Origin of the sequence: Streptomyces thermodiastaticus (assembly GCF_014656135.1) — a bacterium.
GTDB classification, from domain to species: domain Bacteria; phylum Actinomycetota; class Actinomycetes; order Streptomycetales; family Streptomycetaceae; genus Streptomyces; species Streptomyces thermodiastaticus.
On sequence record NZ_BNBV01000024.1, the window covers coordinates 26,357 to 52,565 of the forward strand.

General features: G+C 72.3%; 20 protein-coding genes and 1 pseudogene. 17 read left to right on the plus strand and 4 right to left on the minus strand.

The window, feature by feature from the left end; translation table 11 throughout:
• The first annotated feature begins 35 nt into the window (after positions 1 to 35).
• The 7 genes from rsmD to mutM all read left to right on the plus strand — a co-directional run bounded on the left by rsmD (position 36) and on the right by mutM (position 5,089).
• The gene (rsmD, locus tag IE286_RS20360) at positions 36 to 623 is read left to right on the plus strand and encodes a 16S rRNA (guanine(966)-N(2))-methyltransferase RsmD (protein ID WP_189798207.1); all 588 of its coding nucleotides are present in this window, start codon (positions 36 to 38) and stop codon (positions 621 to 623) included.
• Between the two features lie 26 nt (positions 624 to 649).
• Positions 650 to 1,129, plus strand: coding sequence for a pantetheine-phosphate adenylyltransferase (gene coaD / locus IE286_RS20365; RefSeq protein ID WP_229863219.1), 480 nt, complete (start codon positions 650 to 652; stop codon positions 1,127 to 1,129).
• Between the two features lie 109 nt (positions 1,130 to 1,238).
• Positions 1,239 to 2,321, plus strand: coding sequence for a F0F1 ATP synthase subunit B (locus IE286_RS20370; RefSeq protein ID WP_189798209.1), 1,083 nt, complete (start codon positions 1,239 to 1,241; stop codon positions 2,319 to 2,321).
• Positions 2,322 to 2,473: 152 nt separating this feature from the next.
• A complete protein-coding gene (locus IE286_RS20375; RefSeq protein ID WP_189798210.1) occupies positions 2,474 to 3,118 on the plus strand; it encodes a YceD family protein in 645 nt (214 codons plus the stop codon).
• 2 nt (positions 3,119 to 3,120) lie between these two features.
• Positions 3,121 to 3,294 (plus strand): 50S ribosomal protein L32, encoded by a 174-nt coding sequence (gene rpmF, locus IE286_RS20380; protein WP_125496153.1) that lies wholly within the window; start codon positions 3,121 to 3,123, stop codon positions 3,292 to 3,294.
• Between the two features lie 7 nt (positions 3,295 to 3,301).
• On the plus strand, positions 3,302 to 4,123 hold the full coding sequence (gene rnc / locus IE286_RS20385) for a ribonuclease III (RefSeq protein WP_189798211.1): 822 nt from the start codon (positions 3,302 to 3,304) through the stop codon (positions 4,121 to 4,123).
• A 105-nt stretch (positions 4,124 to 4,228) separates the two neighbouring features.
• Positions 4,229 to 5,089 carry a bifunctional DNA-formamidopyrimidine glycosylase/DNA-(apurinic or apyrimidinic site) lyase gene (gene mutM / locus IE286_RS20390; RefSeq protein ID WP_189798212.1) on the plus strand — a complete coding sequence of 287 codons (861 nt, stop codon included), beginning with the start codon at positions 4,229 to 4,231 and terminating at the stop codon, positions 5,087 to 5,089.
• Here mutM and IE286_RS20395 read toward each other — a convergent pair.
• Together IE286_RS20395 and IE286_RS20400 are read right to left on the minus strand one after the other, a co-directional pair.
• Positions 5,062 to 5,508, minus strand: a complete 447-nt coding sequence (locus tag IE286_RS20395) for a winged helix-turn-helix transcriptional regulator (RefSeq protein ID WP_189798213.1) — start codon at positions 5,506 to 5,508, stop codon at positions 5,062 to 5,064. The genes mutM and IE286_RS20395 overlap by 28 nt on opposite strands.
• Positions 5,509 to 5,819: 311 nt before the next feature.
• Positions 5,820 to 6,782, minus strand: coding sequence for a CAP domain-containing protein (locus tag IE286_RS20400; protein ID WP_189798214.1), 963 nt, complete (start codon positions 6,780 to 6,782; stop codon positions 5,820 to 5,822).
• Between the two features lie 170 nt (positions 6,783 to 6,952).
• Between IE286_RS20400 and IE286_RS20405 the strand changes: the two genes are divergently transcribed.
• From IE286_RS20405 to IE286_RS20420, 4 genes are all read left to right on the plus strand, one after another.
• The gene (locus IE286_RS20405; RefSeq protein WP_189798215.1) at positions 6,953 to 7,234 is read left to right on the plus strand and encodes an acylphosphatase; all 282 of its coding nucleotides are present in this window, start codon (positions 6,953 to 6,955) and stop codon (positions 7,232 to 7,234) included.
• A gap of 371 nt (positions 7,235 to 7,605) precedes the next feature.
• Positions 7,606 to 7,809 (plus strand): hypothetical protein, encoded by a 204-nt coding sequence (locus tag IE286_RS20410; RefSeq protein ID WP_189798216.1) that lies wholly within the window; start codon positions 7,606 to 7,608, stop codon positions 7,807 to 7,809.
• A gap of 259 nt (positions 7,810 to 8,068) precedes the next feature.
• Positions 8,069 to 11,629, plus strand: coding sequence for a chromosome segregation protein SMC (smc, locus tag IE286_RS20415; RefSeq protein ID WP_189798217.1), 3,561 nt, complete (start codon positions 8,069 to 8,071; stop codon positions 11,627 to 11,629).
• A 314-nt stretch (positions 11,630 to 11,943) separates the two neighbouring features.
• Positions 11,944 to 13,362: a sugar porter family MFS transporter gene (locus IE286_RS20420; RefSeq protein ID WP_189798218.1), complete on the plus strand. Its 1,419-nt coding sequence runs from the start codon at positions 11,944 to 11,946 to the stop codon at positions 13,360 to 13,362.
• Between the two features lie 770 nt (positions 13,363 to 14,132).
• On the opposite strand, the gene IE286_RS20425 is transcribed toward IE286_RS20420, so the two are convergent.
• On the minus strand, positions 14,133 to 15,596 hold the full coding sequence (locus IE286_RS20425) for a cytosine permease (RefSeq protein ID WP_189798219.1): 1,464 nt from the start codon (positions 15,594 to 15,596) through the stop codon (positions 14,133 to 14,135).
• A gap of 255 nt (positions 15,597 to 15,851) precedes the next feature.
• Here IE286_RS20425 and ftsY point away from each other — a divergent pair, with 255 nt between their 5' ends.
• The gene (gene ftsY, locus IE286_RS20430) at positions 15,852 to 17,063 is read left to right on the plus strand and encodes a signal recognition particle-docking protein FtsY (protein WP_189798220.1); all 1,212 of its coding nucleotides are present in this window, start codon (positions 15,852 to 15,854) and stop codon (positions 17,061 to 17,063) included.
• A 144-nt stretch (positions 17,064 to 17,207) separates the two neighbouring features.
• On the opposite strand, the pseudogene IE286_RS20435 reads toward ftsY, so the two are convergent.
• Positions 17,208 to 17,867, minus strand: a pseudogene (locus IE286_RS20435) (bifunctional DNA primase/polymerase); the annotation flags it as partial.
• 449 nt (positions 17,868 to 18,316) lie between these two features.
• On the opposite strand from IE286_RS20435, the gene nsdA reads away from it, so the two are divergent.
• From nsdA to ffh, 5 genes are all read left to right on the plus strand, one after another.
• Positions 18,317 to 19,792: a transcriptional repressor NsdA gene (gene nsdA / locus IE286_RS20440; RefSeq protein ID WP_189798222.1), complete on the plus strand. Its 1,476-nt coding sequence runs from the start codon at positions 18,317 to 18,319 to the stop codon at positions 19,790 to 19,792.
• A 335-nt stretch (positions 19,793 to 20,127) separates the two neighbouring features.
• Positions 20,128 to 21,477, plus strand: a complete 1,350-nt coding sequence (locus IE286_RS20445; protein ID WP_189798223.1) for an ammonium transporter — start codon at positions 20,128 to 20,130, stop codon at positions 21,475 to 21,477.
• The gene (locus IE286_RS20450; RefSeq protein ID WP_125499442.1) at positions 21,474 to 21,812 is read left to right on the plus strand and encodes a P-II family nitrogen regulator; all 339 of its coding nucleotides are present in this window, start codon (positions 21,474 to 21,476) and stop codon (positions 21,810 to 21,812) included. Before IE286_RS20445 ends, IE286_RS20450 begins: the two co-directional genes overlap by 4 nt.
• A gap of 43 nt (positions 21,813 to 21,855) precedes the next feature.
• On the plus strand, positions 21,856 to 24,333 hold the full coding sequence (locus tag IE286_RS20455) for a [protein-PII] uridylyltransferase (protein ID WP_189798224.1): 2,478 nt from the start codon (positions 21,856 to 21,858) through the stop codon (positions 24,331 to 24,333).
• 192 nt (positions 24,334 to 24,525) lie between these two features.
• Positions 24,526 to 26,091, plus strand: coding sequence for a signal recognition particle protein (ffh, locus tag IE286_RS20460; RefSeq protein ID WP_189798225.1), 1,566 nt, complete (start codon positions 24,526 to 24,528; stop codon positions 26,089 to 26,091).
• The last annotated feature ends 118 nt before the right edge of the window (positions 26,092 to 26,209 follow it).

The following is a 26,209-nucleotide window of genomic DNA, read 5'->3' on the forward strand; positions in this document are numbered from 1 at the left end:
CACCCCAGTGCGCCGAGCGACAAGGATTCGAGAGCATGACCCGCGTGATCGCCGGCCGGGCCGGCGGACGCCGCCTGGCCGTCCCGCCCGGGAGCGGTACCCGGCCCACCTCCGACCGGGCACGGGAAGGGCTGTTCTCCACCTGGCAGTCCCTGCTCGGCGGCCCCCTGGACGGCGAACGCGTCCTGGACCTGTACGCCGGCTCCGGCGCCGTGGGCCTGGAGGCACTCTCCCGCGGCGCCGGGCACACCCTCCTGGTGGAGGCCGACGCCCGGGCCTTCCGCACCCTGCGGCAGAACGTGCGCACGCTGGGCCTGCCCGGCGCCGAGGTCAGAAGCGGCAAAGCCGAGCAGATCGTGCGCACCGCCCCACCGGCCGAGCCGTACGACATCGTCTTCCTCGACCCGCCCTACGCCGTTCCGGACGGCGATCTGCGGGAGATTCTCCTCACACTCAGCACCACGGGGTGGCTCGCACAGGACGCCCTCGTCACCGTGGAGCGCAGCACCAGGGGCGGCGAATTCCACTGGCCGGAGGGGTTCGTGGCGCTGCGGGCCCGGCGCTACGGTGAAGGAACCTTTTGGTACGGTCGCGCCGCCGCTACGTGCGAAGACGCACGATGACCGGACCGGAGAGCGAGGGATCACAAGTGCGCCGCGCCGTCTGTCCCGGGTCGTTCGACCCGATCACCAACGGGCATCTCGACATCATCGCCCGCGCCTCCCGCCTGTACGACGAGGTCTACGTGGCGGTGATGGTCAACAAGTCCAAGAAGGGCCTGTTCGAGATCGATGAGCGCATCGATCTCATCCGGCAGGTCACCGGCGAGTACGCCAACGTCCGCGTCGAGTCCTTCCACGGCCTGCTCGTCGACTACTGCAAGCAGCGCGACATCCCCGCCATCGTCAAGGGCCTGCGCGCCGTCAGCGACTTCGACTACGAACTGCAGATGGCCCAGATGAACAACGGCCTCTCCGGCGTCGAGACGCTGTTCGTGCCCACCAACCCCACCTACAGCTTCCTGTCGTCCTCCCTGGTCAAGGAGGTCGCGGCCTGGGGCGGCGACGTCTCGCACCTGGTGCCGCCGCAGGTGCTGGACGCCCTGACGCGCAAGCTGCGCAAGGACTGAGCCCGCGCGCGACCTGACCGGTCGTCACACCCGGTGTCCGGCGGCCGTCGCGTGGTCGTACAGTCGTCCCGTCCGTCTCCAACACCTCGGCAGGAGTGGCGAGCACACCGTGGACGTGCAGAAGAAGCTCGACGAGATCGTGGCCACGGTCTCCGGCGCCCGGTCCATGCCCATGTCGGCCTCGTGCGTGGTCAACCGCGCGGAACTGCTCGGGATGCTGGAGGAGGTCCGCCAGGCGCTGCCCGGCTCCCTCGCTCAGGCCCAGGAGCTGATCGGGGACCGCGACCAGGTCGTGGAGGAGGCCCGGCGCGAGGCCGAGCGGATCATCGAGTCCGCCCACGCCGAACGCGGCTCGCTGATCGCCGACACCGAGATCGCCCGGCGCGCCCAGGCCGAGGCCGACCGGATCCTCGCCGAGGCCCGCAGGGAGGCCGAGGAGATCCGCGCCGAGGCCGACGACTACGTCGACTCCAAGCTCGCCAACTTCGAGGTCGTCCTCACCAAGACCCTCGGCTCGGTCGGCCGCGGCCGGGAGAAGCTCCTCGGCACCGGCCCCGGCCTCGACGAGGACGGCTACGAGGACGAGGACGCGCCCGAGCGCAGCCACGACCCCGAGACCCTGCGCCGCAACGCCGACGCCTACGTCGACGCCAAGCTGGGCGCCTTCGAGGCGGTCCTGGCCAAGACCCTGGAGGCCGTCGGACGGGGCCGGCAGAAGCTGCACGGCCGCATCGCCACCGACGACCTCGGCGCCCTTGCCGACGACACCACGACCTACCAGCACTCCAGCGACGCCGACTACCTCGACGGCCTCGCGTCCCTCGCCGACTCCCCGGCGCCCGCGCCCGCCGGGCCGCCCGCCCCGCAGCAGCCGGCCTACGACCCGCAGCCGTCCTACGGCTACGCCCACGAGCAGGCGCAGAGCGACCCCTACGGCTACGGGCAGGGCTACGGGCAGCAGGCCGACCCGTACGGCTACCAGCAGGCCGACCCGTACGCCGCCGGCGGCTACGCACACACGCCCGGCTACGACCCGCAGCAGACGTCCGCCTACGACCTCCAGCAGGCACAGCAGGCACAGCAGGCGCAGCGGCCCCGGCAGGACTACGCCCTGGACGAGACGAGCCTGTTCGACACCAGCATGATCAGCGCCGAGCAGCTGCGGGCCTACGAGCAGGGGCGCGGGCTGTGACAGCGAGCCCGCACCGGCCCGCGCCGAAGCCGCGGATTGGGCCGGAGGCGCAAGGTCCGTTATCCTGATTGTTCGGTCGCGCCTACGTCCGCGATCAGCGCTGCCCGGACGACACCACCGCGGCGGCGTCCCCACGAGTTCGGAAAGCAGGAATGGCCCACAACGCCCGCCTCGACCACCGCAACCCTCTCGTGCTCGACACGCACGAGCTGGGACGGCGGCCCGGCGCGTTGCAGCGCCTGTCCCGCTCGGTCCCCGCACCGAAGGACCTCGGTCTCAAGGGAGTCATCGGGGTACCTCAGGACGTACCGGTCGAACTCGAGGTCCGGCTCGAATCGGTCATGGAAGGTGTCCTGGTGACAGGGACCGCCCGTGCACGGGCCGAGGGGGAGTGCGTAAGGTGTCTGGAGCCGCTCCGGCTGGACGTCGAAGCGGACTTCCAGGAGATGTTCTCGTACCCTGACGCCGACGACCGGGGTCGCGTGACCGCGGAACCGGGCGACGACGCCGAGGACGACGAGGACATGCTCTTTGTCGAGGACGGTCTGATCGACCTCGAACCTCTGCTGCGGGATGCGGTGGTGCTCGCACTGCCGATGCAGCCGGTGTGCCAGGAAGACTGTCCGGGACTGTGCTCCGAGTGCGGGGCACGGCTCGCGGACGACCCGGACCACCACCACGACGCCGTCGACATCCGTTGGGCGGCATTGCAGGGACTCGCCGACACCATGAGGGACGGCGAGAAGGACGAGACCAGCGGCGCCGATGCGAGCGCCGACGAGAAGCAGGAGAAGTAGCCGTGGCCGTTCCGAAGCGGAAGATGTCGCGCAGCAACACGCGCCACCGCCGGTCGCAGTGGAAGGCTGCGGTCCCCACCCTGGTTGCGTGCGAGCGCTGCCACGAGCCGAAGCTGCAGCACACCGCGTGCCCGTCGTGCGGCACCTACAACAAGCGCCAGGTCCTCGAGGTCTGAGCGGCTGGTGAGAGGCACCGTGTCCACGGCGAAGAAGAACTCTTCCCGCGCGAGCGGGAGTGGCCCATCGGACAACAAAGCCTCGTCCCACACGCTTCTGGAAGGGCGGCTCGGCTACAAGGTCGAGTCCGCCCTTCTGGTGCGAGCGCTGACCCACCGTTCCTACGCGTACGAGAACGGCGGTCTGCCGACGAACGAACGGCTGGAGTTCCTCGGTGACTCCGTCCTGGGCCTCGTCGTCACGGACACGCTGTACCGCACCCACCCCGACCTGCCCGAGGGCCAGCTGGCCAAGCTGCGGGCCGCGGTGGTCAACTCGCGCGCACTGGCGGAGGTGGGCCGCGGGCTCGACCTCGGGTCCTTCATCCGGCTCGGCCGTGGTGAAGAAGGCACGGGCGGCCGGGACAAGGCATCCATCCTCGCCGACACCCTGGAAGCGGTGATCGGCGCGGTCTATCTCGACCAGGGGCTGGAGGCGGCCGCCGAACTGGTGCACCGCCTGTTCGACCCGCTGATCGAGAAGTCCTCCAACCTCGGCGCCGGCCTGGACTGGAAGACCAGCCTGCAGGAGCTGACCGCGACCGAGGGGCTCGGCGTCCCCGAGTACCTGGTCACGGAGACCGGCCCCGATCACGAGAAGACCTTCACTGCTGCCGCCCGCGTCGGAGGCGTCTCGTACGGCACCGGCACCGGCCGCAGCAAGAAGGAGGCGGAGCAGCAGGCCGCCGAGTCCGCCTGGCGGGCCATCCGGGCCGCCGCGGACGAGCGCGCCAAGCAGGAGGCCGGCGAGGCCGCCGCGGACGGCGACACGTCGACCGCCACCGCCTGAGAGAGCAGTCCCGAGCGCCCGCATCCCGAGCCGCCCGGCTCGAGGTGCGGGCGCTCTCACTGTCCACCGGACCGCAGCCGGCTGCGGTCCGCCCCAGGGGTCCGCATGCCCGAGTTGCCCGAGGTCGAGGTCGTCCGGCGCGGCCTGGAGCGGTGGGTCGCCCACCGCTCGGTCATCGACGCCGAGGTACTGCACCCGCGCGCCGTGCGCCGCCATCTCGCCGGGCCCGAGGACTTCGTGCAGCGCCTGAGGGGCCGGCACATCGGCACGCCCCGGCGGCGCGGCAAGTATCTGTGGCTGCCGCTGGAGGAGTCCGGCGAGTCGGTCCTGGCCCACCTGGGCATGAGCGGCCAGCTGCTGGTCCAGCCCCACGAGGCACCGGACGAGAAACATCTGCGGGTGCGCATACGCTTCGCCGACGAGCTGGGCACCGAACTGCGCTTCGTCGACCAGCGCACCTTCGGCGGCCTGTCACTGCACCCCAACACCCCCGACGGACTGCCCGACGTCATCGCCCACATCGCCCGGGACCCGCTGGACCCGTTGTTCGATGAGGACGCCTTCCACCGGGCGCTGCGCCGCAAGCGCACCACGATCAAACGGGCCCTGCTCGACCAGTCGCTGATCAGCGGAGTCGGCAACATCTACGCCGACGAGGCGCTGTGGCGGGCCCGCATCCACTACGACCGCCCCACGGCCGGCCTCACCCGTCCCCGCACGGCCGAGCTGCTGACCCACATCCGCGACGTGATGAACGCGGCCCTGGCCGTCGGCGGGACCAGCTTCGACAGCCTCTACGTCAACGTCAACGGCGAGTCCGGCTACTTCGACCGGTCCCTGGACGCCTACGGACGCGAGGGCCTGCCCTGCCGCCGCTGCGGCACCCCGATACGCCGGCGCCCCTGGATGAACCGCTCCAGCTACTTCTGCCCGAGGTGTCAGCGCCCGCCCCGCGCGGCGTCGTAACGCGCGCGGGCCGCCAGCACCTCGTCCATCCGGCCCTCCACGCACTCGATGAGGGCCAGCAGCCGCTCGGCGACCTCACGCCCGAGCGGGGTCAGTTCGTAGTCCACACGGGGCGGGTTCGTCGGCTGCGCCTCACGGTGCACCAGACCGTCGCGCTCCAGCGCGTGCAGGGTCTGGGACAGCATCTTCTCGCTCACCCCGTCCACCCGGCGGCGCAGCTGGTTGAAGCGGAGGGACCCCTCGTACAAGGCGCCCATGGTGAGCGCCCCCCACCGTCCCGTCACATGCTCCAGCGTGCCGCGCGAAGGGCAGGCCCGGGCGAAGACGTTGTACGGGAGATTCGCCTCCGCGGCATCGCGCGCCGGGTGGTCCGGCGCCGGGTGCTCCTGCCGCGCGACCCACTCCGGTGTGATGCTCATGACCGAAGCGTACGCGACCCGGTCGCCGCCCCGCAGGGAGCACCGGCCCCGGCCTGCGTCCGCGACCGAGCCGCCGGTCACGCGGACCGGAGATCCAGCGGGAGCCGGTGGCCGGATCCGGTGAGCCGTCGACCATGTGCTGCGCCCACCAGTGGATCCAGGCACCACCGGTCCACCACCAGCAAGGACGCGGGCCGGCAGCGTGCCACGGCCGCACGTTGCCGGGCACCTGGATCGACGCCCGCCACGAGTCGATCGACGCCCGCCACGGGCCCAGGACCCCGTTCGTCCGCCCGGGCCGGACGGTCGCGTCAGTACCCGAAGTCCTGCGTCCACCACGGTCCGCCCGGGCCGTAGTGGACGCCCACGCCCAGGGTGGTGAAATCGCAGTTGAGGATGTTGGCCCGGTGGCCGGGGCTGTTCATCCAGGAGTCCATCACCGACTCGGGGTCGGGCTGGCCGCGGGCGATGTTCTCGCCGCCGAGGCCGGTGATGCCGGCCCGGGCCGCCCGGTCCCACGGTGTGGCGCCGCTGGGGTCCGTGTGGTCGAAGAAGCCCTGCTCGGCCATGGCCCGGCTGAAGTTCTCGGCCAGCGAGGTCAGCGCCTTGCTCGTGGTCAGCGGACGGCAGCCCGCCGTGGCCCGCTCCTGGTTGACCAGCGCCAGCACCTGCGCCTCGGCCGCGGCCGCCGAGCCGTCCTGCTGCGCGGAGCGGGCTGGTGCCGGTGCGGGAGCGCTGGTCGCACGGGACGGTGTGCCGGTCCGTTCCGTGCGGGAGTTCGTCGACGCGGTTGCCGGTCCGGTGGCGCGCGGGGTGGCCGGCGGTGCGGCGGAGGCGGATGCCGAGGCGGAGGCGGACGGGGTGGGGGAGGAAGGCGGGCGGGTGCTGCGGCTCGCGGCGGGCGTGCTCGGCCGGCTGCCGGGAACCGCACCGGCGGACGCTCCGCCCTGCGCGCTCGCGCTGTCCGGCGGCCCGCTCGCGGCCCGCACTTCCTCCGGGCCGCCGTTCGCGCCTCCCGGCAGGAAGGAGGGCAGGCCCGGAAGCACGCCGCTGGAGACCGCGACCGTGCCCAGGGCGACCGCGGCCGAGACACCGAGCAAGCCGGTGCGGACCGGCCTGGCGGCCCGCCGCGTGCGGTGGCCTCGACCCGCCCGGTCGTCGGCGTGCTGCGTCCCGGGCCCGTGCCCTGGTGCGTGGATGCCGTGGGTGTCCGTCGTCCCGGTGGCACGGTCCGTGGTGGCGCGGCCGGCGGCGGAGCGTCGGTGGCGTCCCATGTCCTGGCCCTCCCCGTCCCAGCGGCGGCGTCATGCGCACTGGGCCGTCGCGATCAACCGGACTCACTCGATCGAGTGAGTTTCAGATGAGATGCATCGGACCGGGACAGTACCGCATGGCGTGGGTGGCGGACGTGCTCTCACGCACATCGCCCGGTTAGGTTGCCGTCATGAGCGAGGATGTGCGACTGGTCGCCTGGGTGCGCGGACGGGTCCAAGGCGTGGGTTTCCGCTGGTTCACACGGGCGTGTGCGCTGGAGATCGGCGGTCTGCGGGGCTTCGCCCTGAACCTGGACGACGGCCGGGTGCAGGTCGTGGCGGAAGGGCCCAAGGAGGGCTGCGAGCAGCTGCTCGCCTGGCTGAAGGACGGCGACACGCCCGGACGCGTGGACGGGGTGACCGAGATCTGGGACACACCGCGCGGGGGCTACGACGGCTTCGCGATCCGCTGAGCGCACGCCCCGGCCAGGGCCGGCACAGCCCTCGCGTCTCGTCGCGCCGGCGGGGAAAGAAGCAGGTGACCGGGGGCGTGCGGGGTGTCGCGCACCCTGCGTCCCCATCGGACGGTCCCCACGGAGCGAGCCCGGCGGCCGCGGCGGGCGTCCGGGTGGGCTCCGGCGCGCGTACTCGGGGACACCGTTCGATACGGGGCGTGATCGTGTTGACCGTCAAACTTTTTGGTGAGACGCTGAAAGCCCGCGCACCTGAAGCTGTTTGGCATGGATGAAAGGCCGCACGACGACCAGTGCCAGGCACTGCGGGTGCGAATCCCTCACGACCCACACCGCATCGGTCGGTCACTCATTGTGGAGGACCATCCATCATGGCAAAGGCGCTTCTCGGTTACGTCGGCGGCTGTGACCCGCGACTCCTCGCCGAGATGCGGCGGCTCCAGCAGCGCGTCCAGGACCTGGAAGCCGAACTCGTACGGATTCAGGCGGAGAACGACGCGCTGACGGCCGGCGCTTCTCGCGACAGGGTCGTGGAGCGTGTCGACGCGAACCAGGCGGAGCCTGCGCTCACCTGATCACTGCATCGCACCACGACACTGTGGTCGGGGTGCCGTCGACCGCCCAGTTCTCACCGTTGCAAGGGGCGCCTCGGCGTCCCTTCTTCCCTGCCCCGCGCCTTGTCGTCCTCCCGGCGTCCCCCGGGTCCGCCGTCCGCCCTCCCCCGCGCACCCGTCCGGCTCTTGATTCTGATGTGCCCTGCAAGGTCATGCGCGAAACCGCGCGCTTGCGAGGGTTCGTGGAGTGCGGTAAAAGCGGCGGGTAGAGTGCGGCGGCGTGCACCTCAAGGCCCTGACCCTGCGGGGGTTCAAGTCGTTCGCATCGGCGACCACGCTCCGGTTCGAACCGGGCATCACCTGCGTCGTCGGCCCCAACGGCTCGGGCAAGTCCAACGTCGTCGACGCGCTCAGCTGGGTCATGGGCGAGCAGGGCGCCAAGTCGCTGCGCGGCGGCAAGATGGAGGACGTCATCTTCGCCGGCACCACCGGCCGCCCGCCCCTCGGCCGGGCCGAGGTGTCCCTGACCATCGACAACTCCGACGGCGCGCTGCCCATCGAGTACACCGAGGTCACCATCACGCGGACGATGTTCCGCAACGGCGGCAGCGAGTACCGGATCAACGGCGACACCTGCCGGCTGCTGGACATCCAGGAACTGCTGTCCGACTCCGGCATCGGCCGTGAGATGCACGTCATCGTCGGCCAGGGCCAGCTCGACTCCGTCCTGCACGCCGACCCCTCGGGCCGCCGCGCCTTCATCGAGGAGGCCGCCGGCGTCCTCAAACACCGCAGACGCAAGGAGAAGGCGCTCAGGAAACTGGACGCGATGCAGGCCAACCTCGCCCGCGTCCAGGACCTCACCGACGAGCTGCGCCGCCAGCTCAAACCGCTGGGCCGCCAGGCCGCCGCGGCCCGCAAGGCCGCCGTCATCCAGGCCGACCTGCGCGACGCCCGCCTGCGCCTGCTCGCCGACGACCTCGTACAGCTCCGCGAGGCGCTGCGGGCCGAGATCGCCGACGAGGCGGCCCTGAAGGAACGCAAGGACGCCGCCGAGGCCGAACTGAACAAGGCCCTCCAGCACGAGGCCCTGCTGGAGGAGGAGACCCGCCGGCTCGCCCCGCGCGTGCAGCGCGCCCAGCAGACCTGGTACGAGCTGAGCCGGCTGGCCGAACGCGTCCGCGGCAGCATTTCGCTCGCCGACGCCCGCGTGCACAGCGCCACCACCCAGCCCGTCGAGGAACGCCGCGGACGCGACCCGGAGGACCTGGAACGCGAGGCCGCCCGCATCCGTGACCAGGAAGCCGAACTGGAGGCGGCCCTCCAGGCGGCCCGGCGGGCTCTGGAGGACACCGTCGCCCACCGCGCCGAGCTGGAACGCGAACTCGCCGCCGAGGAACGCCGCCTGAAGGACGTCGCCCGCGCCATCGCCGACCGCCGCGAAGGACTGGCGCGGCTCGGCGCCCAGGTGAGCGCGGCCCGCTCGCGCGCCGCTTCCGCGCAGGCCGAGATCGACCGCCTGGCCGCCGCCCGGGACGAGGCCCAGGAACGCGCGACGCACGCCCAGGAGGAGTACGAGGCGCTGCGCGCCGAGGTCGACGGAGCCGAGGAGGACGATGACGCGCTCGCCGCGCGGCACGAGGCGGCGAAGGCGGCGCTCGCCGAGGCGGAGGACGCCCTGGCCGCCGCCCGCGAGGCCGCGGCGGATGCCGAACGCCGCCGGGCCGCCACCCGGGCCCGTCACGAGGCCCTCGCACTGAACCTGCGCCGCAAGGACGGCACGGGCGCCCTGCTGGAGGCGAAGGACCGCCTCGCCGGCCTGCTCGGCCCGGCCGCCCGGCTGCTGACCACCGCCCCCGGCAACGAGACCGCGCTGGCCGCCGCCCTCGGCGCCGCCGCGGACGCCGTCGTGGTGGCCACACCCGCCGCGGCCGCCGACGCCCTGCGCCTGCTGCGCGACCAGGACGCGGGCCGGGCCACCCTGCTCGTCTCCGGAGCGCCGGAGGCGGCCCCTGCCGTCCCGCACACGCCGTCTCTCGCCCATCCCTTCGCCGCCGACCTGGTCCAGGGGCCCGCCGAGCTGATGCCGGCGGTGCGCCGGCTGCTGCACGGCATCGTGGTCGTGGACACCCTTGAGGACGCGGAGAAGCTGGTGGCGGCGCACCCCCACCTCACCGCCGTCACCGCCGAGGGTGACCTGTTCGCCGCGCACCTCGCACAGGGAGGGTCGGCCGGAGCGCCCAGTCTGCTTCAGGTGCAGGCCGCCGTGGACGAGGCGGCCGCGGAGCTGGCGGACCTCGAGGTGCGCTGCGAGGAGCTGACCGAGGCCCGGCAGCGGGCCGAGGAGCGGCGCGCGCGGTGCGCCGCACTGGTCGAGGAGCTGGGGGAGCGGCGGCGGGCCGCCGACCGGGAGAGGTCGGCCCTCGCCCAGCAGCTCGGCCGGCTCGCCGGGCAGGCCCGGGGCGCCGCCGGGGAGGCGGAGCGCGCCGCGGCCGCCGCCGCCCGCGCGCAGGAGACGCTCGACGCCGCGCTCGCCGAGGCCGAGGAACTCGCCGAACGCCTCGCCGTCGCCCAGGAGACGCCCGTCGAGGAGGAGCCCGACACCTCCGTGCGGGACCGGCTCGCCGCCGACGGCGCCAACGCCCGGCAGACCGAGATGGAGGCCCGCCTCCAGGTCCGCACCCACGAAGAGCGGGTCAAGGCGCTGGCCGGCCGGGCCGACGCGCTGGACCGGGCCGCCCGCGCCGAACGCGAGGCCCGGGCGCGGGCCGAGCAGCGGCGCGCCCGGCTGCGTCACGAGGCGGCCGTCGCCCGGGCCGTCGCCGCGGGCGCCCGGCAGCTGCTGGCGCACATCGAGGTCTCCGTGACCCGTGCCGAACAGGAGCGGGCCGCCGCCGAGGCGGCCAAGGAACGGGCGGAGCAGGAGCTGGCCGCCGCCCGCACCGCGGCCCGCGACCTGAAGACCGAGCTGGACAAGCTGACCGACTCCGTCCACCGCGGCGAGGTGCTCGGCGCCGAGAAACGGCTGCGGATCGAGCAGCTGGAGACCAAGGCCCTGGAAGAACTCGGCGTGGAACCGTCGGTGCTGGTCGAGGAGTACGGGCCGCACCAGCCGGTGCCGCCCCCGGTGCCCGCCGACGGCCAGGCGCCGCCCGACGACCCGGACGACCCGCAGGGCCGGCCCCGGCCCTTCGTGCGGGCCGAGCAGGAGAAGCGGCTGAAGGCCGCCGAACGCGCCTACCAGCAGCTCGGCAAGGTCAACCCGCTGGCGCTGGAGGAGTTCGCGGCGCTGGAGGAACGGCACCGGTTCCTCAGCGAGCAGCTGGAGGACCTGAAGAAGACACGGGCCGATCTGCTGCGGGTCGTCAAGGAGGTCGACGAGCGCGTCGAGCAGGTCTTCACCGAGGCCTTCCGCGACACCGCGCGCGAGTTCGAGGGCGTGTTCAGCCGGCTCTTCCCCGGCGGGGAGGGCCGTCTCGTCCTCACCGACCCGGACGACATGCTCACCACCGGGGTGGACGTGGAGGCCCGCCCGCCGGGCAAGAAGGTCAAACGGCTGTCCCTGCTCTCCGGCGGGGAGCGCTCGCTGACGGCCGTCGCCCTGCTGGTGTCGATCTTCAAGGCGCGCCCGAGCCCGTTCTACGTGATGGACGAGGTCGAGGCCGCTCTGGACGACACCAATCTCCAGCGGCTGATCGGGATCATGCGGGAGCTGCAGGAGACCTCGCAGCTCATCGTGATCACGCACCAGAAGCGCACCATGGAGGTGGCCGACGCCCTGTACGGCGTGTCCATGCAGGGCGATGGTGTGTCGAAAGTCATCAGCCAGCGGCTGCGCTGACACGACCGGTCCACCGCTCCTCCTGACCAACGGCCCCGCCGCGGCCTTCGGAGCGCGGCGGGGCCGCCGTACGACCGGCCGGACCATCGCGTGTTTTTCACATGTCCGGGGTACGCGAGGCTCGCGCTTCCTACGTGATTTCACAAGTTGAATGCAAGTCCGATACGCGAGGGGGCCAACATCACAAGGTTCAACTATTGACTTCGAAACTTGAAGGCATAGTCTCTGCAACGTTGCTTTTACCTTCAGGTCATGCGATCTGAAGCGGATGACCCCCTCCCCGGCAGCGTTGCCGGTGTGCCCGAGGAGTACACGTGACCAGCACAGCGCAGGCGCCAACACCGCGAGCCGTTACGGCTCATCCCGACCATCTCGGGCACGTCGTCTTCATCGCTGCGGCGGCCGCCATGGGCGGGTTCCTGTTCGGCTACGACAGCTCCGTGATCAATGGCGCGGTCGAGGCGATACGTGACCGCTACGACATCGGCTCCGCGGCACTGGCCCAGGTCATCGCGATCGCCCTGATCGGATGCGCCATCGGCGCCGCGGCCGCGGGCCGCATCGCCGACCGGATCGGGCGCATCCGCTGCATGCAGATCGCCGCCGTCCTGTTCACCGTCAGCGCGGTCGGATCCGCCCTCCCCTTCAGCCTGTGGGACCTCGCCCTGTGGCGTGTCATCGGCGGTTTCGCCATCGGTATGGCCTCGGTCATCGGCCCGGCCTACATCGCCGAGGTCGCCCCGCCCGCCTACCGCGGCCGCCTCGGCTCCTTCCAGCAGGCCGCGATCGTCGTCGGCATCGCCGTCTCCCAGCTGGTCAACTGGGGTCTGCTCAACGCCGCCGACGGCGACCAGCGCGGCAAGCTGATGGGCCTGGAGGCCTGGCAGGTCATGCTCGGCGTGATGGTCGTCCCGGCCGTCCTGTACGGGCTGCTTTCTTTCGCCATCCCCGAGTCCCCGCGCTTCCTGCTCTCCGTCGGCCGCCGTGACCGCGCCCGCGAGATCCTCGCCGAGGTCGAGGGCGAGAGCGTCGATCTGGACGCCCGCGTGGCCGAGATCGAGGCCGCGATGAAGAGCGAGCACAAGTCCACCTTCAAGGACCTGCTCGGCGGCGGCTTCTTCTTCAAGCCGATCGTCTGGATCGGCATCGGCCTGTCGGTCTTCCAGCAGTTCGTCGGCATCAACGTCGCGTTCTACTACTCCTCGACGCTGTGGCAGTCGGTCGGCGTCGACCCGACGGACTCGTTCTTCTACTCGTTCACGACCTCGATCATCAACATCGTCGGCACCGTGATCGCGATGATCTTCGTGGACCGTGTCGGCCGCAAGCCGCTCGCCGTCATCGGCTCCACCGGCATGGTGATCGGCCTGGCCCTGGAGGCCTGGGCGTTCTCCTACGACCTGGTCGACGGCAAGCTGCCCGCCACCCAGGGCTGGGTCGCCCTGATCGCCGCCCACGTCTTCGTCCTCTTCTTCGCGCTCTCCTGGGGCGTGGTCGTGTGGGTCTTCCTCGGCGAGATGTTCCCGAACCGGATCCGCGCCGCCGCCCTGGGCGTGGCCGCCTCCGCGCAGTGGATCGCCAACTGGGCCATCACCGCGAGCTTCCCGTCGCTGGCCGACTGGAACCTCTCCGGCACCTACGTGATCTACACGGTCTTCGCCGCGCTCTCCATCCCGTTCGTCCTGAAGTACGTCAAGGAGACGAAGGGCAAGAAGCTGGAGGAGATGGGCTGAGCCGACCGGCCTGCCCACACGAACCCGGGGAGAAGGGCCACAGGACCCCGCTGCCCCTCTCCTCGCACTGTGCGCCGCCCCCGCCCGGCACCCCGCCGGCGGGGGCGGCGCTTCTTCGTCTCCGCTTCTTCCTCTCCGCTCTTTCGTCCACGCTTGGTCGCCCGTGCTCCGCGTCGCCGCTCGTCGTCTCCGCGCACGGCCCGGGCACGGCTCGCGCACGGCCCGGGCACGCGAGCGCCCACAGCTCCGTCCTGATCCCCTTCCGGCACGTTAGGGCGCGGCACGTGCGGGCGCGCGGTTCGGGGGGCGTCCCGTTGCTCCTTTGCGTCGACGCCTGCGGAGCGCCGGGGATCGGGGGAGGCAGGGGAGGAAGGGACAACCACGGCGCCGGGGATCGGGGGAGGCAGGGAAAGAAGAGACGACTACGCCCCGAGCCGCGCGAAGCTGGTCGTGCCCCCGCCCCACCGCACACGCGTCCTGACGTACACGGCGGAGGAGCGCCCTGACGCACGGCCAAGGACCTGGACGCCGCCGGCCGGCGGTCCCCGTACGACCGCACCGGACCGAACCCAACCGAACCGGCCCGCACCCCGGCGCCCGCACCGGACCGCAGGTGTCCGGGACGGGGACTGCCCGCCCGGCCGGCCGAGCCGTACAAGCCGCAGCCGTGTACGAACATCCGTCTCCCCGCATACGGACGTCCCCCTCCCACCGAGAGGCAAGAGGGGGACGTCCGTATGCGGAAATGGGGGGCGGACCGTACCCGGTCGTCAGACGCGCACGGCGGACTCCGTCCGGGCGGCGGACTCGGCGGCGGCGTCCGCAGGGGACGAGGTGACCACCGCCGGCTTGGGCAGCACCAGGTACAGCACACCGGAGATCACGACGGTGGCCACCCAGCCGAGGCCGTACTCACCGATGACGTTGTTGTTCGCCAGCGGGCCGGTGAACCAGTCGGAGGTGGTGAACATCAGGCCCGCGATCAGGCCGATCGCCCAGGAAGCCACGGCGGCGGGGGAGAAGCCGCCGGTGTACCAGTAGGCGCTGGTGCGCGTGGTGTCGGCCATGGCGCGGCCGTCGTACTCGGTGCGCCGCAGCATGTCGGCGCCGAAGACGCCCACCCAGGCGGAGAAGGCGACCGCGAGCAGCGACAGGAAGGCGATGAACGAGCCCATGAAGCTGGTCGCGGCCAGCATCAGCACGCCGCCGAAGCCCAGCGAGATCACGGCGTTGACCGACACCGCCCAGTGACGGGGGATCCGGAAGCCCAGGGTCTGCGCGGTGAAGCCCGCCGAGTACATCGACATCGCGTTGATCAGCAGCATGCCGATCAGGGCGATCAGCAGGTACGGCACCGCGATCCAGGTGGGCAGGATCTCGCCGAGGAAGGACACCGGGTCGGAGGCCGAGGCCAGGTCGGGCGTGGAGACCGCCATGACCGTGCCCATGAGCACCATGGGCAGCACGACGATGCCGGCGCCGCCCACCGAGTGGCCCACGATCGCCTTGGACGACGCGGTGCGCGGCAGGTAGCGCGTGAAGTCCGGCGCGGTCGGGATCCAGCTGACGCCGCCCGCCGCGATCATGCCGATGCCGGTGATGACCGCCGCGGCCGAGCCGGCGGGGCGGGAGAACACCTTCGACCAGTCGGTGTCCACGATCAGGTACACCAGGACCAGCACCGAGAACAGACCGAAGAGATAGGTCGCGTACGTGTTGCACTTCTGGACGGCGTTGATGCCGAGCCCGGAGATCGCGAAGGTCGCGACGACGAAGGCCAGCAGCATCACGATGTCCAGCACGCTGTTGGTCTTCAGTCCGAACAGGATGTCCAGGACGGTGAGCAGGGCGTAGGCGCCGGTGACCGCGTTGATCGTCTCCCAGCCCCAGCGGGCCACCCAGATCACCGCGCCGGGCAGCAGGTTGCCGCGCTGCCCGAACACCGCGCGGGACAGCGCCATGCCGGGCGCGCCGCCGCGCTTGCCCGCGATGCCGATCAGGCCGACCAGGCCGTAGGACACCACCGGCGCCGCGACGGCGCAGACGACCGCCTGCCAGAAGGAGAGGTGGTAGGCGACGACGAGACTCGCGCCCATGGTGAGCAGCAGCACGCTGATGTTGGCGCCGACCCAGGTGGGGAACAGTTCGCGGGTCCGGCCGGTGCGCTCGGCGTCAGGTACCTGTTCGATGCCGCGCGTTTCCAGAGCGCCTTCGGCCTGGACGGTCTTGCTCATGGAGAAAAATCCGTGCCTTGTCGTGAGGTGTGGGGGGCGGTTGTGCGAGTGGGGGGAGGAGAGGACGCCGCTGTGGCGGCACACCGCGGCCCAGCGTTGCCGTCCGGACTCTACGCGTGTTGATCCTCGGGTGCCATCGTACTTTGAGCCTACTCACGGCTGTACGTGGCCTTTGTCTCTTGGCGGAAGCCACAAACGGTGGGGCAAGCCACAAACGGCCTTCGGCCATGGCCCATGGCTGATACTGGACGCGTTATGGAAACCATCATCCTTGCTGTAGTCATCGCCGTGGTGGTGCTCGGCGCGCTCGGCGGGCTCGTCGTCGGCAGCCGGCGGCGCAAGCCACCGGTCGCACCGCCGCCCAGCCCCCCTGACCTCACCGCACCCGAGGCCGAGCCGCACGTCGGCGAAGAGGCCGAGACGCCGCGCGACGAGCCGCGGCGGACGATCGAGGAGGTGGACCTTCCGGAGGCCTCCGCGCCCACCGCCGTGGAGGAGCCGCCGGTCGTCGAAGAACTCGCCGCGCCGCCGATCGAGATCCCCGAGCCGACGGCCGGCCGTCTGGTCCGGCTGCGCGCCCGGCTGTCCCGGTCGCAGAACGCCCTGGGCAAGGGCCTGCTCACCCTGCTGTCCCGCGAGCACCTCGACGAGGACACCTGGGAGGAGATCGAGGACACCCTGCTCACCGCCGACGTCGGTGTGCAGGCCACACAGGAGCTGGTCGAGCGGCTGCGCGAGCGGGTCCGGGTGCTGGGCACCCGCACCCCGGAGGAGCTGCGCGGACTGCTGCGCGAGGAGCTGCTCACCCTGATCGGCCCTGACATGGACCGCACGGTGCGCACCGAGCCGGACACCGGCAAGCCGGGCATCGTGATGGTCGTCGGCGTCAACGGCACCGGCAAGACCACCACCACCGGCAAGCTGGCCCGCGTCCTGGTGGCCGACGGCCGCAGCGTGGTGCTCGGCGCCGCCGACACCTTCCGTGCCGCCGCCGCCGACCAGCTGCAGACCTGGGGCGAGCGGGTCGGCGCCCACACCGTGCGCGGCCCGGAGGGCGGGGACCCCGCCTCCGTCGCCTTCGACGCGGTCAAGGAGGGCAAGGAGCTGGGCGCCGACGTGGTGCTCATCGACACCGCCGGCCGACTGCACACCAAGACCGGCCTGATGGACGAGCTGGGCAAGGTCAAGCGGGTCGTCGAGAAGCACGCCCCGCTGGACGAGGTGCTGCTGGTCCTGGACGCCACCACCGGTCAGAACGGACTGGTGCAGGCCCGCGTCTTCGCGGAGGTCGTGGACATCACCGGCATCGTGCTCACCAAGCTCGACGGTACGGCCAAGGGCGGCATCGTCGTCTCGGTCCAGCGCGAGCTGGGCGTCCCGGTCAAGCTGGTCGGACTCGGCGAGGGCGCGGACGACCTCGCCCCGTTCGAGCCGGAGGCGTTCGTTGACGCCCTCATCGGCGACTGACCGGCCGGCACCGGCCGATCGCCTCGCCCCGCACCACGGCGCCCGCTCCCCTGATCACCACGGAAAGGGGAGCGGGCGCCGTCGTGTGCCGGGGCTCCTGCGCCGGTCGGTGCGCGCGGACCGGGTGACCGGGGACGGGCCCTGCGCCCGGGACCGGTGGGCGACGTACGCCAGAGTGCCCAGCAGCAGACGTGCCTGCGGCGGCCTCGCCGCGTGCAGGTCCGGCGGACGCAGCCAGCGGACGGGGCCGCGGCCGCCGCGGTCGGAGGGCGGCGCGGTCAGATAGTGGCCGGCGCCCAGCCCGCGCAGGTCCAGCGAGGCGGGGTCGTCCCAGCCCATGCGGTACAGCAGGCCGGGCAGCCGGGCCGCCGACCCGGGGGCGACGAAGAAGTGGGCGCGGCCGTCCGGGCCGGCCGTCACCGGACCCAGGGGCAGACCCATGCGCTCCATACGGGCCAGCGCCCGTCGTGCGGTGGACTCGGCGACCTCGATCGCGTCGAAGGCGCGCCCGAGCGCGAACATCACCGTGCCTCCCGGCTTGCCGGCCCAGGCCCGGGTGGCCTGGGCCGGCGTGGCGCCCGCCGGGACCTCGGGGGTGGACTGAAGGGGGTGCGCGCCGGGGGCGGGGCAGCTGCTGCGGCCGCAGGAGCAGGCCCCGGCGACGGCCCGTGCGCCGCGCACCACGTCCCAGCCCCACAGGCTGGTGTACTCGGCCACCGCCGTGCACTCCGCGGAGCGGTACGACCGGCCGCGTCGCCGAGTGCCGGTGCGGATCTCGCGCATCCCGCCGATCGTGAAGCCCATGCCCCCTCCAACGGTTCCGTCACCCGCTCGGTCACGGTAAGAATGCGGAACGTTACCCTCTGTGTCTGCCCCTTTCCGGCTCTGCCACGCCCGTGCGGCGTCCGGATGCACCCCAGGTGGCGAGGTTCTCGGCGCGCGCCCTTTCACGCTCCGGTCCACCTGATCGTCGGCGTGCTGTGTCAAGTGAAGCGCGGGAAGTCCACCGAGACTTCATTCGAAGGGGTGGCGAATGGTGGCGATTCTGTCATCCCCGTGGTGGGAGCAGTGATCGTAGGATTACTGTGAGTGTCTGGGTCTGCGGGGCACATGCACCCATGGGTATGCCGCAGGCAAGTCGTCCTTCCGTCCGGCGGGTGACAGCCGGGCGCGGGACGGCCGCACCGGCCGGCATCCCGTCCGGGCTCGGCGCACTCGGCGGCACAGGTTGTCAGGAAGGTGGGGGCGTTCCGGTGAGCGGCAACGGCGGCGGGACGAGCGCTGCGACGGACAAACGTCCGAACGAGCTGCTCGCGTCGTGGTTCACACGCAGCGGCTGGTCCAAGGGCGAACTCGCCCGGCAGGTCAACAGCCGGGCACGCCAGATGGGGGCCGGTCACGTCTCCACCGACACCTCCCGCGTGCGGCGCTGGCTGGACGGGGAGAATCCGCGCGAGCCGATCCCCCGGATCCTGTCGGACCTGTTCTCCGAGCGCTTCGGCTGCGTGGTCTCCGTCGAGGATCTGGGGCTGCGTGCCACCCGCCCGTCCCCCTCGGCCGTCGGGGTCGACCTGCCCTGGACGGGCCCGCAGACCGTGGCGCTGCTCAGCGAGTTCTCGCGCAGCGACCTGATGCTGGCGCGCCGCGGCTTCCTCGGCAGTTCGCTGGCGGTGGCCGCGGGCCCCGCCCTCGTCGAGCCGATGCAGCGCTGGCTCGTGCCCTCCCCGCCGGTGCCGCGCGACGACCCCGAGCCGTCCGCGGGACGCCGCCCCGGCCCGCTCTCCCGGCCGGAGCTGGACCTGCTGGAGACCACGACGAAGATGTTCCGCTCCTGGGACGCCCAGTGCGGCGGCGGCCTGCGCCGCAAGGCCGTCGTCGGCCAGCTGCACGAGGTGACCGACCTGCTCCAGGAGTCGCATCCCGAGGCCACCCGCCGGCGGCTGTTCAAGGTCGCCGCGGAACTCGCCCAGCTGGTCGGCTGGATGAGCTACGACGTGGGACTGCAGCCCACCGCGCAGAAGTACTTCGTCCTCGCCCTGCACGCCGCCAAGGAGGCCGGCGACCGCCCGCTCGGCTCGTACGTCCTGTCCAGCATGAGCCGGCAGATGATCCACCTCGGCCGCCCCGACGACGCCCTGCAGCTGATCCACCTCGCCCAGTACGGCAGCCGCGACTGCGCGAGCCCGCGCACCCAGGCCATGCTGTATGCGATGGAGGCGCGGGCCTGGGCCAACATGGGCCGGCCCGCCCGGTGCAAGCGGGCGGTACGCCTGGCCGAGGACACCTTCGCCGAGGCCGCCGACTGGGACGAGCCCGACCCCGACTGGATCCGCTTCTTCTCCGAGGCCGAGCTGTCCGCCGAGACCGCCCACTCCTTCCGCGACCTCGCCTACGTCGTCGGCCGCGGCCCGCACTACGCGGCCCAGGCGGAACCGCTGATGGACAAGGCGGTGCGGCTGTTCGCCGACGACCGGAACCACCAGCGCTCCTACGCCCTGAACCTCGCCGGCATGGCCACCGTCCAGCTGCTCAGGCGCGAGCCCGAGCAGAGCGTCCACTATGTGACCCGAGCCCTCAGGGAGGCCAGGAAAGTCCGCTCCGAACGCGTCAACACCCGCATCCGCAAGGCCGTCGACAGCGCGGTACGCGATTACGGCGACCTCGCCGAGGTCGTCGCCCTGAGCAACACCCTCGCCGAAGAGCTGCCCGACGTCGCCGAGGCCGTCTGACGACGGCCCTACGAGCCCCGGCCGCGGCCGGCCCTCCTGAACTGCCCGACTCGGCTCCCCCATGCCAGGTCATCGGAAGGCCGGTCCGCGGCCGGTCACTGTCCGCGCCGCGACCGGCGGTTCATCCACGCGTAACACACCGGGCGCCTTTGTCACCCCCGTGAAACACCGAGGCGCGCCCGCCGAAACCGTGCTGCGCCAACCTCGTCGGCACAACCGGCCCACCGCTCACCGCCCGGACGACGCGCACCCCTTCAGGAAACTTTTCAGGACCGCACCGTCCGGACCGCACGGCTTCGCCCGCACGGAGCCGTACGACCGACGAGGAGACGCCGATGGCACCAGCCATCCTGCTCGCGGCGGACACACCCACGCTGTCGTCCGCCGACACCGGCTTCATGCTGATCTGTTCCGCCTTGGTGATGCTGATGACCCCGGGCCTGGCCTTCTTCTACGGAGGCATGGTCCGCGTCAAGAGCACCCTCAACATGCTGATGATGAGCTTCATCAGCCTCGGGATCGTCACCGTCCTGTGGGTGCTGTACGGATTCTCCGTGGCCTTCGGCACCGACCACGGCTCGCTCGTGGGCTGGGCCGGCGACTACCTGGGCTTCGGCGGCATCGGCAAGACGGACCTGTGGCCCGGATACACCATCCCGGTCTTCGTCTTCGCGGTCTTCCAGCTGATGTTCGCGATCATCACCCCGGCCCTGATCAGCGGCGCCCTGGCCGACCGGGTCAAGTTCAGCGCGTGGGTGCTGTTCGTGGTGCTGTGGGCCACGATCGTGTACTTCCCGGTCGCCCACTGGGTCTGGGGCGAGGGCGGCTGGGCCTACGACCTCGGGGTGATCGACTTCGCGGGCGGCACCGCCGTCCACATCAACGCCGGTGCCGCGGCGCTCGGCGTGATCCTCGTCATCGGCAAGCGCGTCGGCTTCAAGAAGGACCCGATGCGCCCGCACAGCCTCCCCCTGGTCGTGCTCGGCGCCGGACTGCTGTGGTTCGGCTGGTTCGGCTTCAACGCCGGCTCCTGGCTGGGCAACAGCGACGGCGTGGGCGCCCTGATGTTCGTCAACACCCAGATCGCCACGGCCGCCGCCCTGCTCGCCTGGCTCGCCTGGGAGAAGATCCGCCACGGTGCGTGCACCACGCTCGGCGCCGCCTCCGGCGCGGTCGCCGGCCTGGTCGCGATCACCCCGTCCGGCGGTGCGGTCTCCCCGCTCGGCGCCCTCGCGGTCGGCGCCATCGCCGGTGCCCTGTGCGCCATGGCCGTCGGCCTGAAGTACCGCTTCGGCTACGACGACTCCCTCGACGTCGTCGGCGTCCACATGGTCGGCGGCGTCATCGGTTCCCTGCTGATCGGCTTCTTCGCCAGCGGCGAGGGCCAGTCCGACGTCAAGGGCCTGTTCTACGGCGGCGGCCTGGACCAGTTCTGGAAGCAGTGCGCCGGTGTCTTCGGCGTCCTCGCCTACTCCCTCGTCGCCTCCGCCGTCCTCGCCTTCCTGATCGACAAGACGCTCGGGATGCGGGTCACCGAGGACGAGGAGGTCTCCGGCATCGACCAGGCCCAGCACGCCGAGACCGCGTACGACTTCAGCGGTGCCGGTGGCGGTGTCCTCGCCTCCGTCACCGCGCCCCTCACTGCCGCCGGGCAGCCGAAGCAGACCAGGAAGGTGGACGCATGAGGCTCATCACCGCCGTCGTCAAACCGCACCGGCTCGACGAGATCAAGGAGGCTTTGCAGGCCTTCGGCGTCCACGGGCTGACCGTCACCGAGGCCAGCGGTTACGGACGCCAGCGCGGCCACACCGAGGTCTACCGCGGCGCCGAGTACACCGTCGACCTCGTCCCCAAGATCCGCATCGAGGTGCTGGCCGAGGACGAGGACGCCGAACAGCTCATCGAGGTCCTGGTCAAGGCGGCCCGCACCGGCAAGATCGGCGACGGGAAGGTCTGGTCCGTGCCGGTCGAGACGGTCGTACGGGTCCGGACCGGCGAACGCGGCCCGGACGCGCTCTGAGCGCGACGAGCGGCCCGGACGGCCCGAGGACAGGAGGTGCCGGATGACGTACACCGACGACACGCGGAAGGAAGCGGACGGCGTGGCATCCGGCGGCTACGCGGCGGCACGGCTGCGCCTCCTCACCGAGCAGGAGCCGTCCGGGCGGTCGCGCCGCGCCGCCCTCGCCCGGCTCACCGACGAGTGGCTGGCCGGCCTGTTCACCGCCGCCGCCGGCGGCGCGGCCCGGGGCATCGCCCTGGTCGCCGTGGGCGGCTACGGCCGCGGTGAACTCTCCCCGCGCAGCGACCTCGATCTGCTTCTGCTGCACGACGGCGCCGACGACGCCGGGGTCGCCGCCCTCGCCGACCGCCTCTGGTACCCCGTGTGGGACCTCGGCCTCACCCTGGACCACTCCGTGCGCACCCCGGCCCAGGCCCGCCGCACCGCCCGCGACGACCTCAAGGCCCAGCTCGGCCTGCTGGACGCCCGCCACCTCGCCGGCGACCTCGGGCTGACCACCGCGCTGCGCACCACCGTGCTGGCCGACTGGCGCAACCAGGCACCCAAGCGCCTGCCGGAGTTGCGGCAGCTGTGCGCCGACCGGGCCGAGCGCCGGGGCGAGCTGCGCTACCTGCTGGAACCCGACCTGAAGGAGGCGCGCGGCGGCCTGCGCGACGCCACCGCCCTGCGGGCCGTGGCCGCCTCCTGGCTGGCCGACGCCCCCCGCACCGGCCTGGACGAGGCCCGCCGGCAGCTGCTCGACGTCCGCGACGCCCTGCACCTGACCACCGGCCGCGCCACCGACCGGCTCGCCCTGCAGGAGCAGGACCAGGTCGCCGCCGCGCTCGGCCTGCCCGACGCCGACGCCCTGCTCCGGCAGGTCTACGAGGCGGCACGGATCATCGCCTACGCCAGCGATGTCACCTGGCGCGAAGTGGGGCGCGTGCTGCGCTCACGCGCCGTGCGGCCGAGGCTGCGCGCCGTGCTGGGCGGCGGCAGACCGGCCGCCGAACGGACCCCGCTCGCCGAAGGAGTGGTGGAGCAGGAGGGCGAGGTGGTGCTCGCCCGCACCGCGCGCCCCGAACACGACCCCGTGCTGCCGCTGCGCGCCGCGGCCGCCGCCGCACAGGCCGGACTGCCACTCTCCCCGCACGCCGCACGCCACCTGGCCGCCACCGCGCGCCCCCTGACCGTCCCCTGGCCCACCGAGGCCCGCGAACAGCTCGTCACCCTGCTCGGCTCCGGCCGCCCCACCGTCGAGGTCTGGGAGGCACTGGACGCCGAGGGGCTGATCACCCGGCTGCTGCCCGACTGGGAACGGGTCCGCTGCCGCCCGCAGCGCAACGCCGTGCACGTCTGGACCGTCGACCGGCATCTGATCGAGACCGCCGTGCGCGCCTCCGCCCTCACCCGCCGGGTGCAGCGCCCCGACCTGCTGCTGGTCGCCGCACTCCTGCACGACATCGGCAAGGGCCGGCCCGGCGACCACGCGGTGACCGGCGAGACCATCGCCCGCGACATGGCCGCCCGCATCGGCTTCGACCGCGCCGACGCCGACGTGCTCGCCGCCCTCGTCCGCCACCATCTGCTGCTCGTCGAGACCGCCACCCGCCGCGACCTGGACGACCCGGCCACCGTCCGCGCGGTCGCCACGGCGGTCGGCACCCGCACCACCCTGGAACTGCTGCACGCCCTGACCGAGGCCGACGCCCTGGCCACCGGCCCGGCCGCCTGGTCCGCCTGGCGCGCCTCGCTCGTCGGCGACCTGGTCCGGCGCGTCGCGGCCCTCCTCGCCGGAGAGACCCCCGAAACGCCGGAGCCCTCCGCCGAGCCCACCGCCGAACAGGAGCGGCTCGCCGTCGAGGCCGGCCGCACCGGCGGCCCGGTCCTGGCCCTGCGCGCCCGCGCGGAGCACCCCGGTGCCCCGCCGGAGGAGCAGGCGTCCCGGTACGAGGCGGAGCCGCAGCCCCTCGGCGTGGAACTGCTCATCGCCGTCCCCGGCCGGCCCGGCGTACTGCCCTCGGTCGCCGGGGTGCTGGCCCTGCACCGGCTGACCGTCCGCACCGCCGGACTGCGCACCCTCGACCTGCCCGCCGGCCTCGACGGCGGCCCCGTGCTGCTGCTCGACTGGCGGGTCGCCGCCGAGTACGGCAGCCTCCCGCAGGCCGCCCGGCTGCGCGCCGACCTGGTCCGGGCCCTGGACGGCTCCCTGGACATCGCCGCCCGCCTGGCCGAACGGGACGCCGCCCGGACCCGCCGACGCGGAGTCGTGGCACCGCCGCCGCGGGTGACGGTCGCCCCCGCCGCCTCCCGGCACGCCACCGTGATCGAGGTCCGCGCGCAGGACGCCCCGGGGCTGCTGTTCCGGATCGGCCACGCGCTGGAGCAGGCCGGGGTGCGGGTGCGGAGCATGCACGTGTCGACGCTCGGGGCCAACGCCGTCGACGCCTTCTACGTGACCGGCGCCACGGGTGCGCCCCTGCCCGACGCGGAGGCCGCCGCGCTGGCGGAGACGCTGGAGAAGACGCTGCGAACCTGACAGCGCGGCCACGGTGCGCGTGCTGCGGGGTGCCCCGGCGCCGGTGCGGACGATCCCGTGAACCGGGTCCCTCTCCGGCGCGGGCGAGCGCCGTCCCCCGGTTCGTCGCGGCGGGCGGGGACGATTGCCTTGCCGAGCCGGATACCCTGGAAGACGCTCAGACTGCCCCCGACACCGAGGACCGACGCCGCCGTGTTCGACACTCTCTCCGATCGCCTCTCAGCGACCTTCAAGAATCTGCGCGGCAAGGGGCGGTTGAGCGAGGCCGACATCGACGCCACGGCCCGCGAGATCCGCATCGCGCTCCTCGAGGCCGACGTGGCGCTGCCGGTCGTGCGCTCCTTCATCAAGCAGGTCAAGGAACGCGCGCTCGGCGCCGAGGTCTCCAAGGCGCTCAACCCGGCCCAGCAGATCATCAAGATCGTCAACGAGGAGCTGATCGAGATCCTGGGCGGCGAGACCCGCCGCCTGAGGTTCGCCAAGCAGCCCCCGACCGTGATCATGCTCGCCGGTCTGCAGGGTGCGGGCAAGACCACCCTCGCGGGCAAGCTGGGCAAGTGGCTCAAGGACCAGGGCCACTCCCCGCTGCTGGTCGCCTGCGACCTGCAGCGCCCCAACGCGGTGAACCAGCTCAGCGTCGTCGCCGAGCGCGCCGGGGTCGCCGTCTACGCCCCGGAGCCGGGCAACGGCGTCGGCGACCCGGTCAAGGTCGCCAAGGACTCCATCGACCACGCGAAGGCCCGCGTCCACGACATCGTCATCATCGACACGGCCGGCCGCCTCGGCATCGACCAGGAGATGATGCAGCAGGCCGCCGACATCCGGGACGCCGTCCAGCCGAACGAGATCCTGTTCGTCGTCGACGCGATGATCGGTCAGGACGCGGTGAACACCGCGGAGGCCTTCCGCGACGGCGTCGGCTTCGACGGTGTGGTGCTCTCCAAGCTCGACGGCGACGCCCGCGGTGGTGCCGCGCTGTCGATCCGGCACATCACCGGCAAGCCGATCATGTTCGCCTCCAACGGCGAGAAGCTGGACGACTTCGACGCCTTCCACCCCGACCGGATGGCCTCCCGCATCCTCGACATGGGTGACCTGCTCACCCTGATCGAGCAGGCGGAGAAGACGTTCAGCCAGGAAGAGGCCGAGCGGATGGCCTCCAAGCTGGCTTCGCGCAAGGGCCAGGACTTCACCCTGGACGACTTCCTGGCCCAGATGGAGCAGGTCCGCAAGATGGGCTCCATCTCCAAGCTGCTCGGCATGCTGCCCGGCATGGCGCAGCTCAAGGAGCAGATCAACAACATCGACGAGCGCGACGTCGACCGCACCGCCGCGATCATCAAGTCGATGACGCCGGCCGAGCGCCAGGACCCCGCCATCATCAACGGCTCGCGTCGCGCGCGCATCGCCAAGGGTGCCGGCGTCGAGGTCAGCGCCGTGAAGAACCTGGTCGAGCGCTTCTTCGAGGCGCGCAAGATGATGTCCCGCATGGCTCAGGGCGGTATGCCGGGCATGCCGGGGATGCCGGGCCTGCCGGGCATGGGCGGCGGCCCCGGCCGGCAGAAGAAGCAGCAGAAGAAGGCCAAGGGCAAGCAGCGCTCCGGCAACCCGATGAAGCGCAAGCAGCAGGAGCAGGAGGCCGCCGCCCGGCGTGCCGCGGCCCGGAACGGATCCCCCGCCGGGAACGCGTTCGGGCTGCCGCAGCAGGGCGGCAAGGACTTCGAGCTGCCGGAGGAGTTCAAGAAGTTCATGGGCTGAGGCCCGTCGCGCCGCGGGCGTGACGGCACCGAGGGCGTTCCCGGGCTTCCCGGGGGCGCCCTCTTCCGCCCCGGGCAACGCCCCGGCGCCGCGTGCCGGGCCGCGCCGAGTGCCGTAA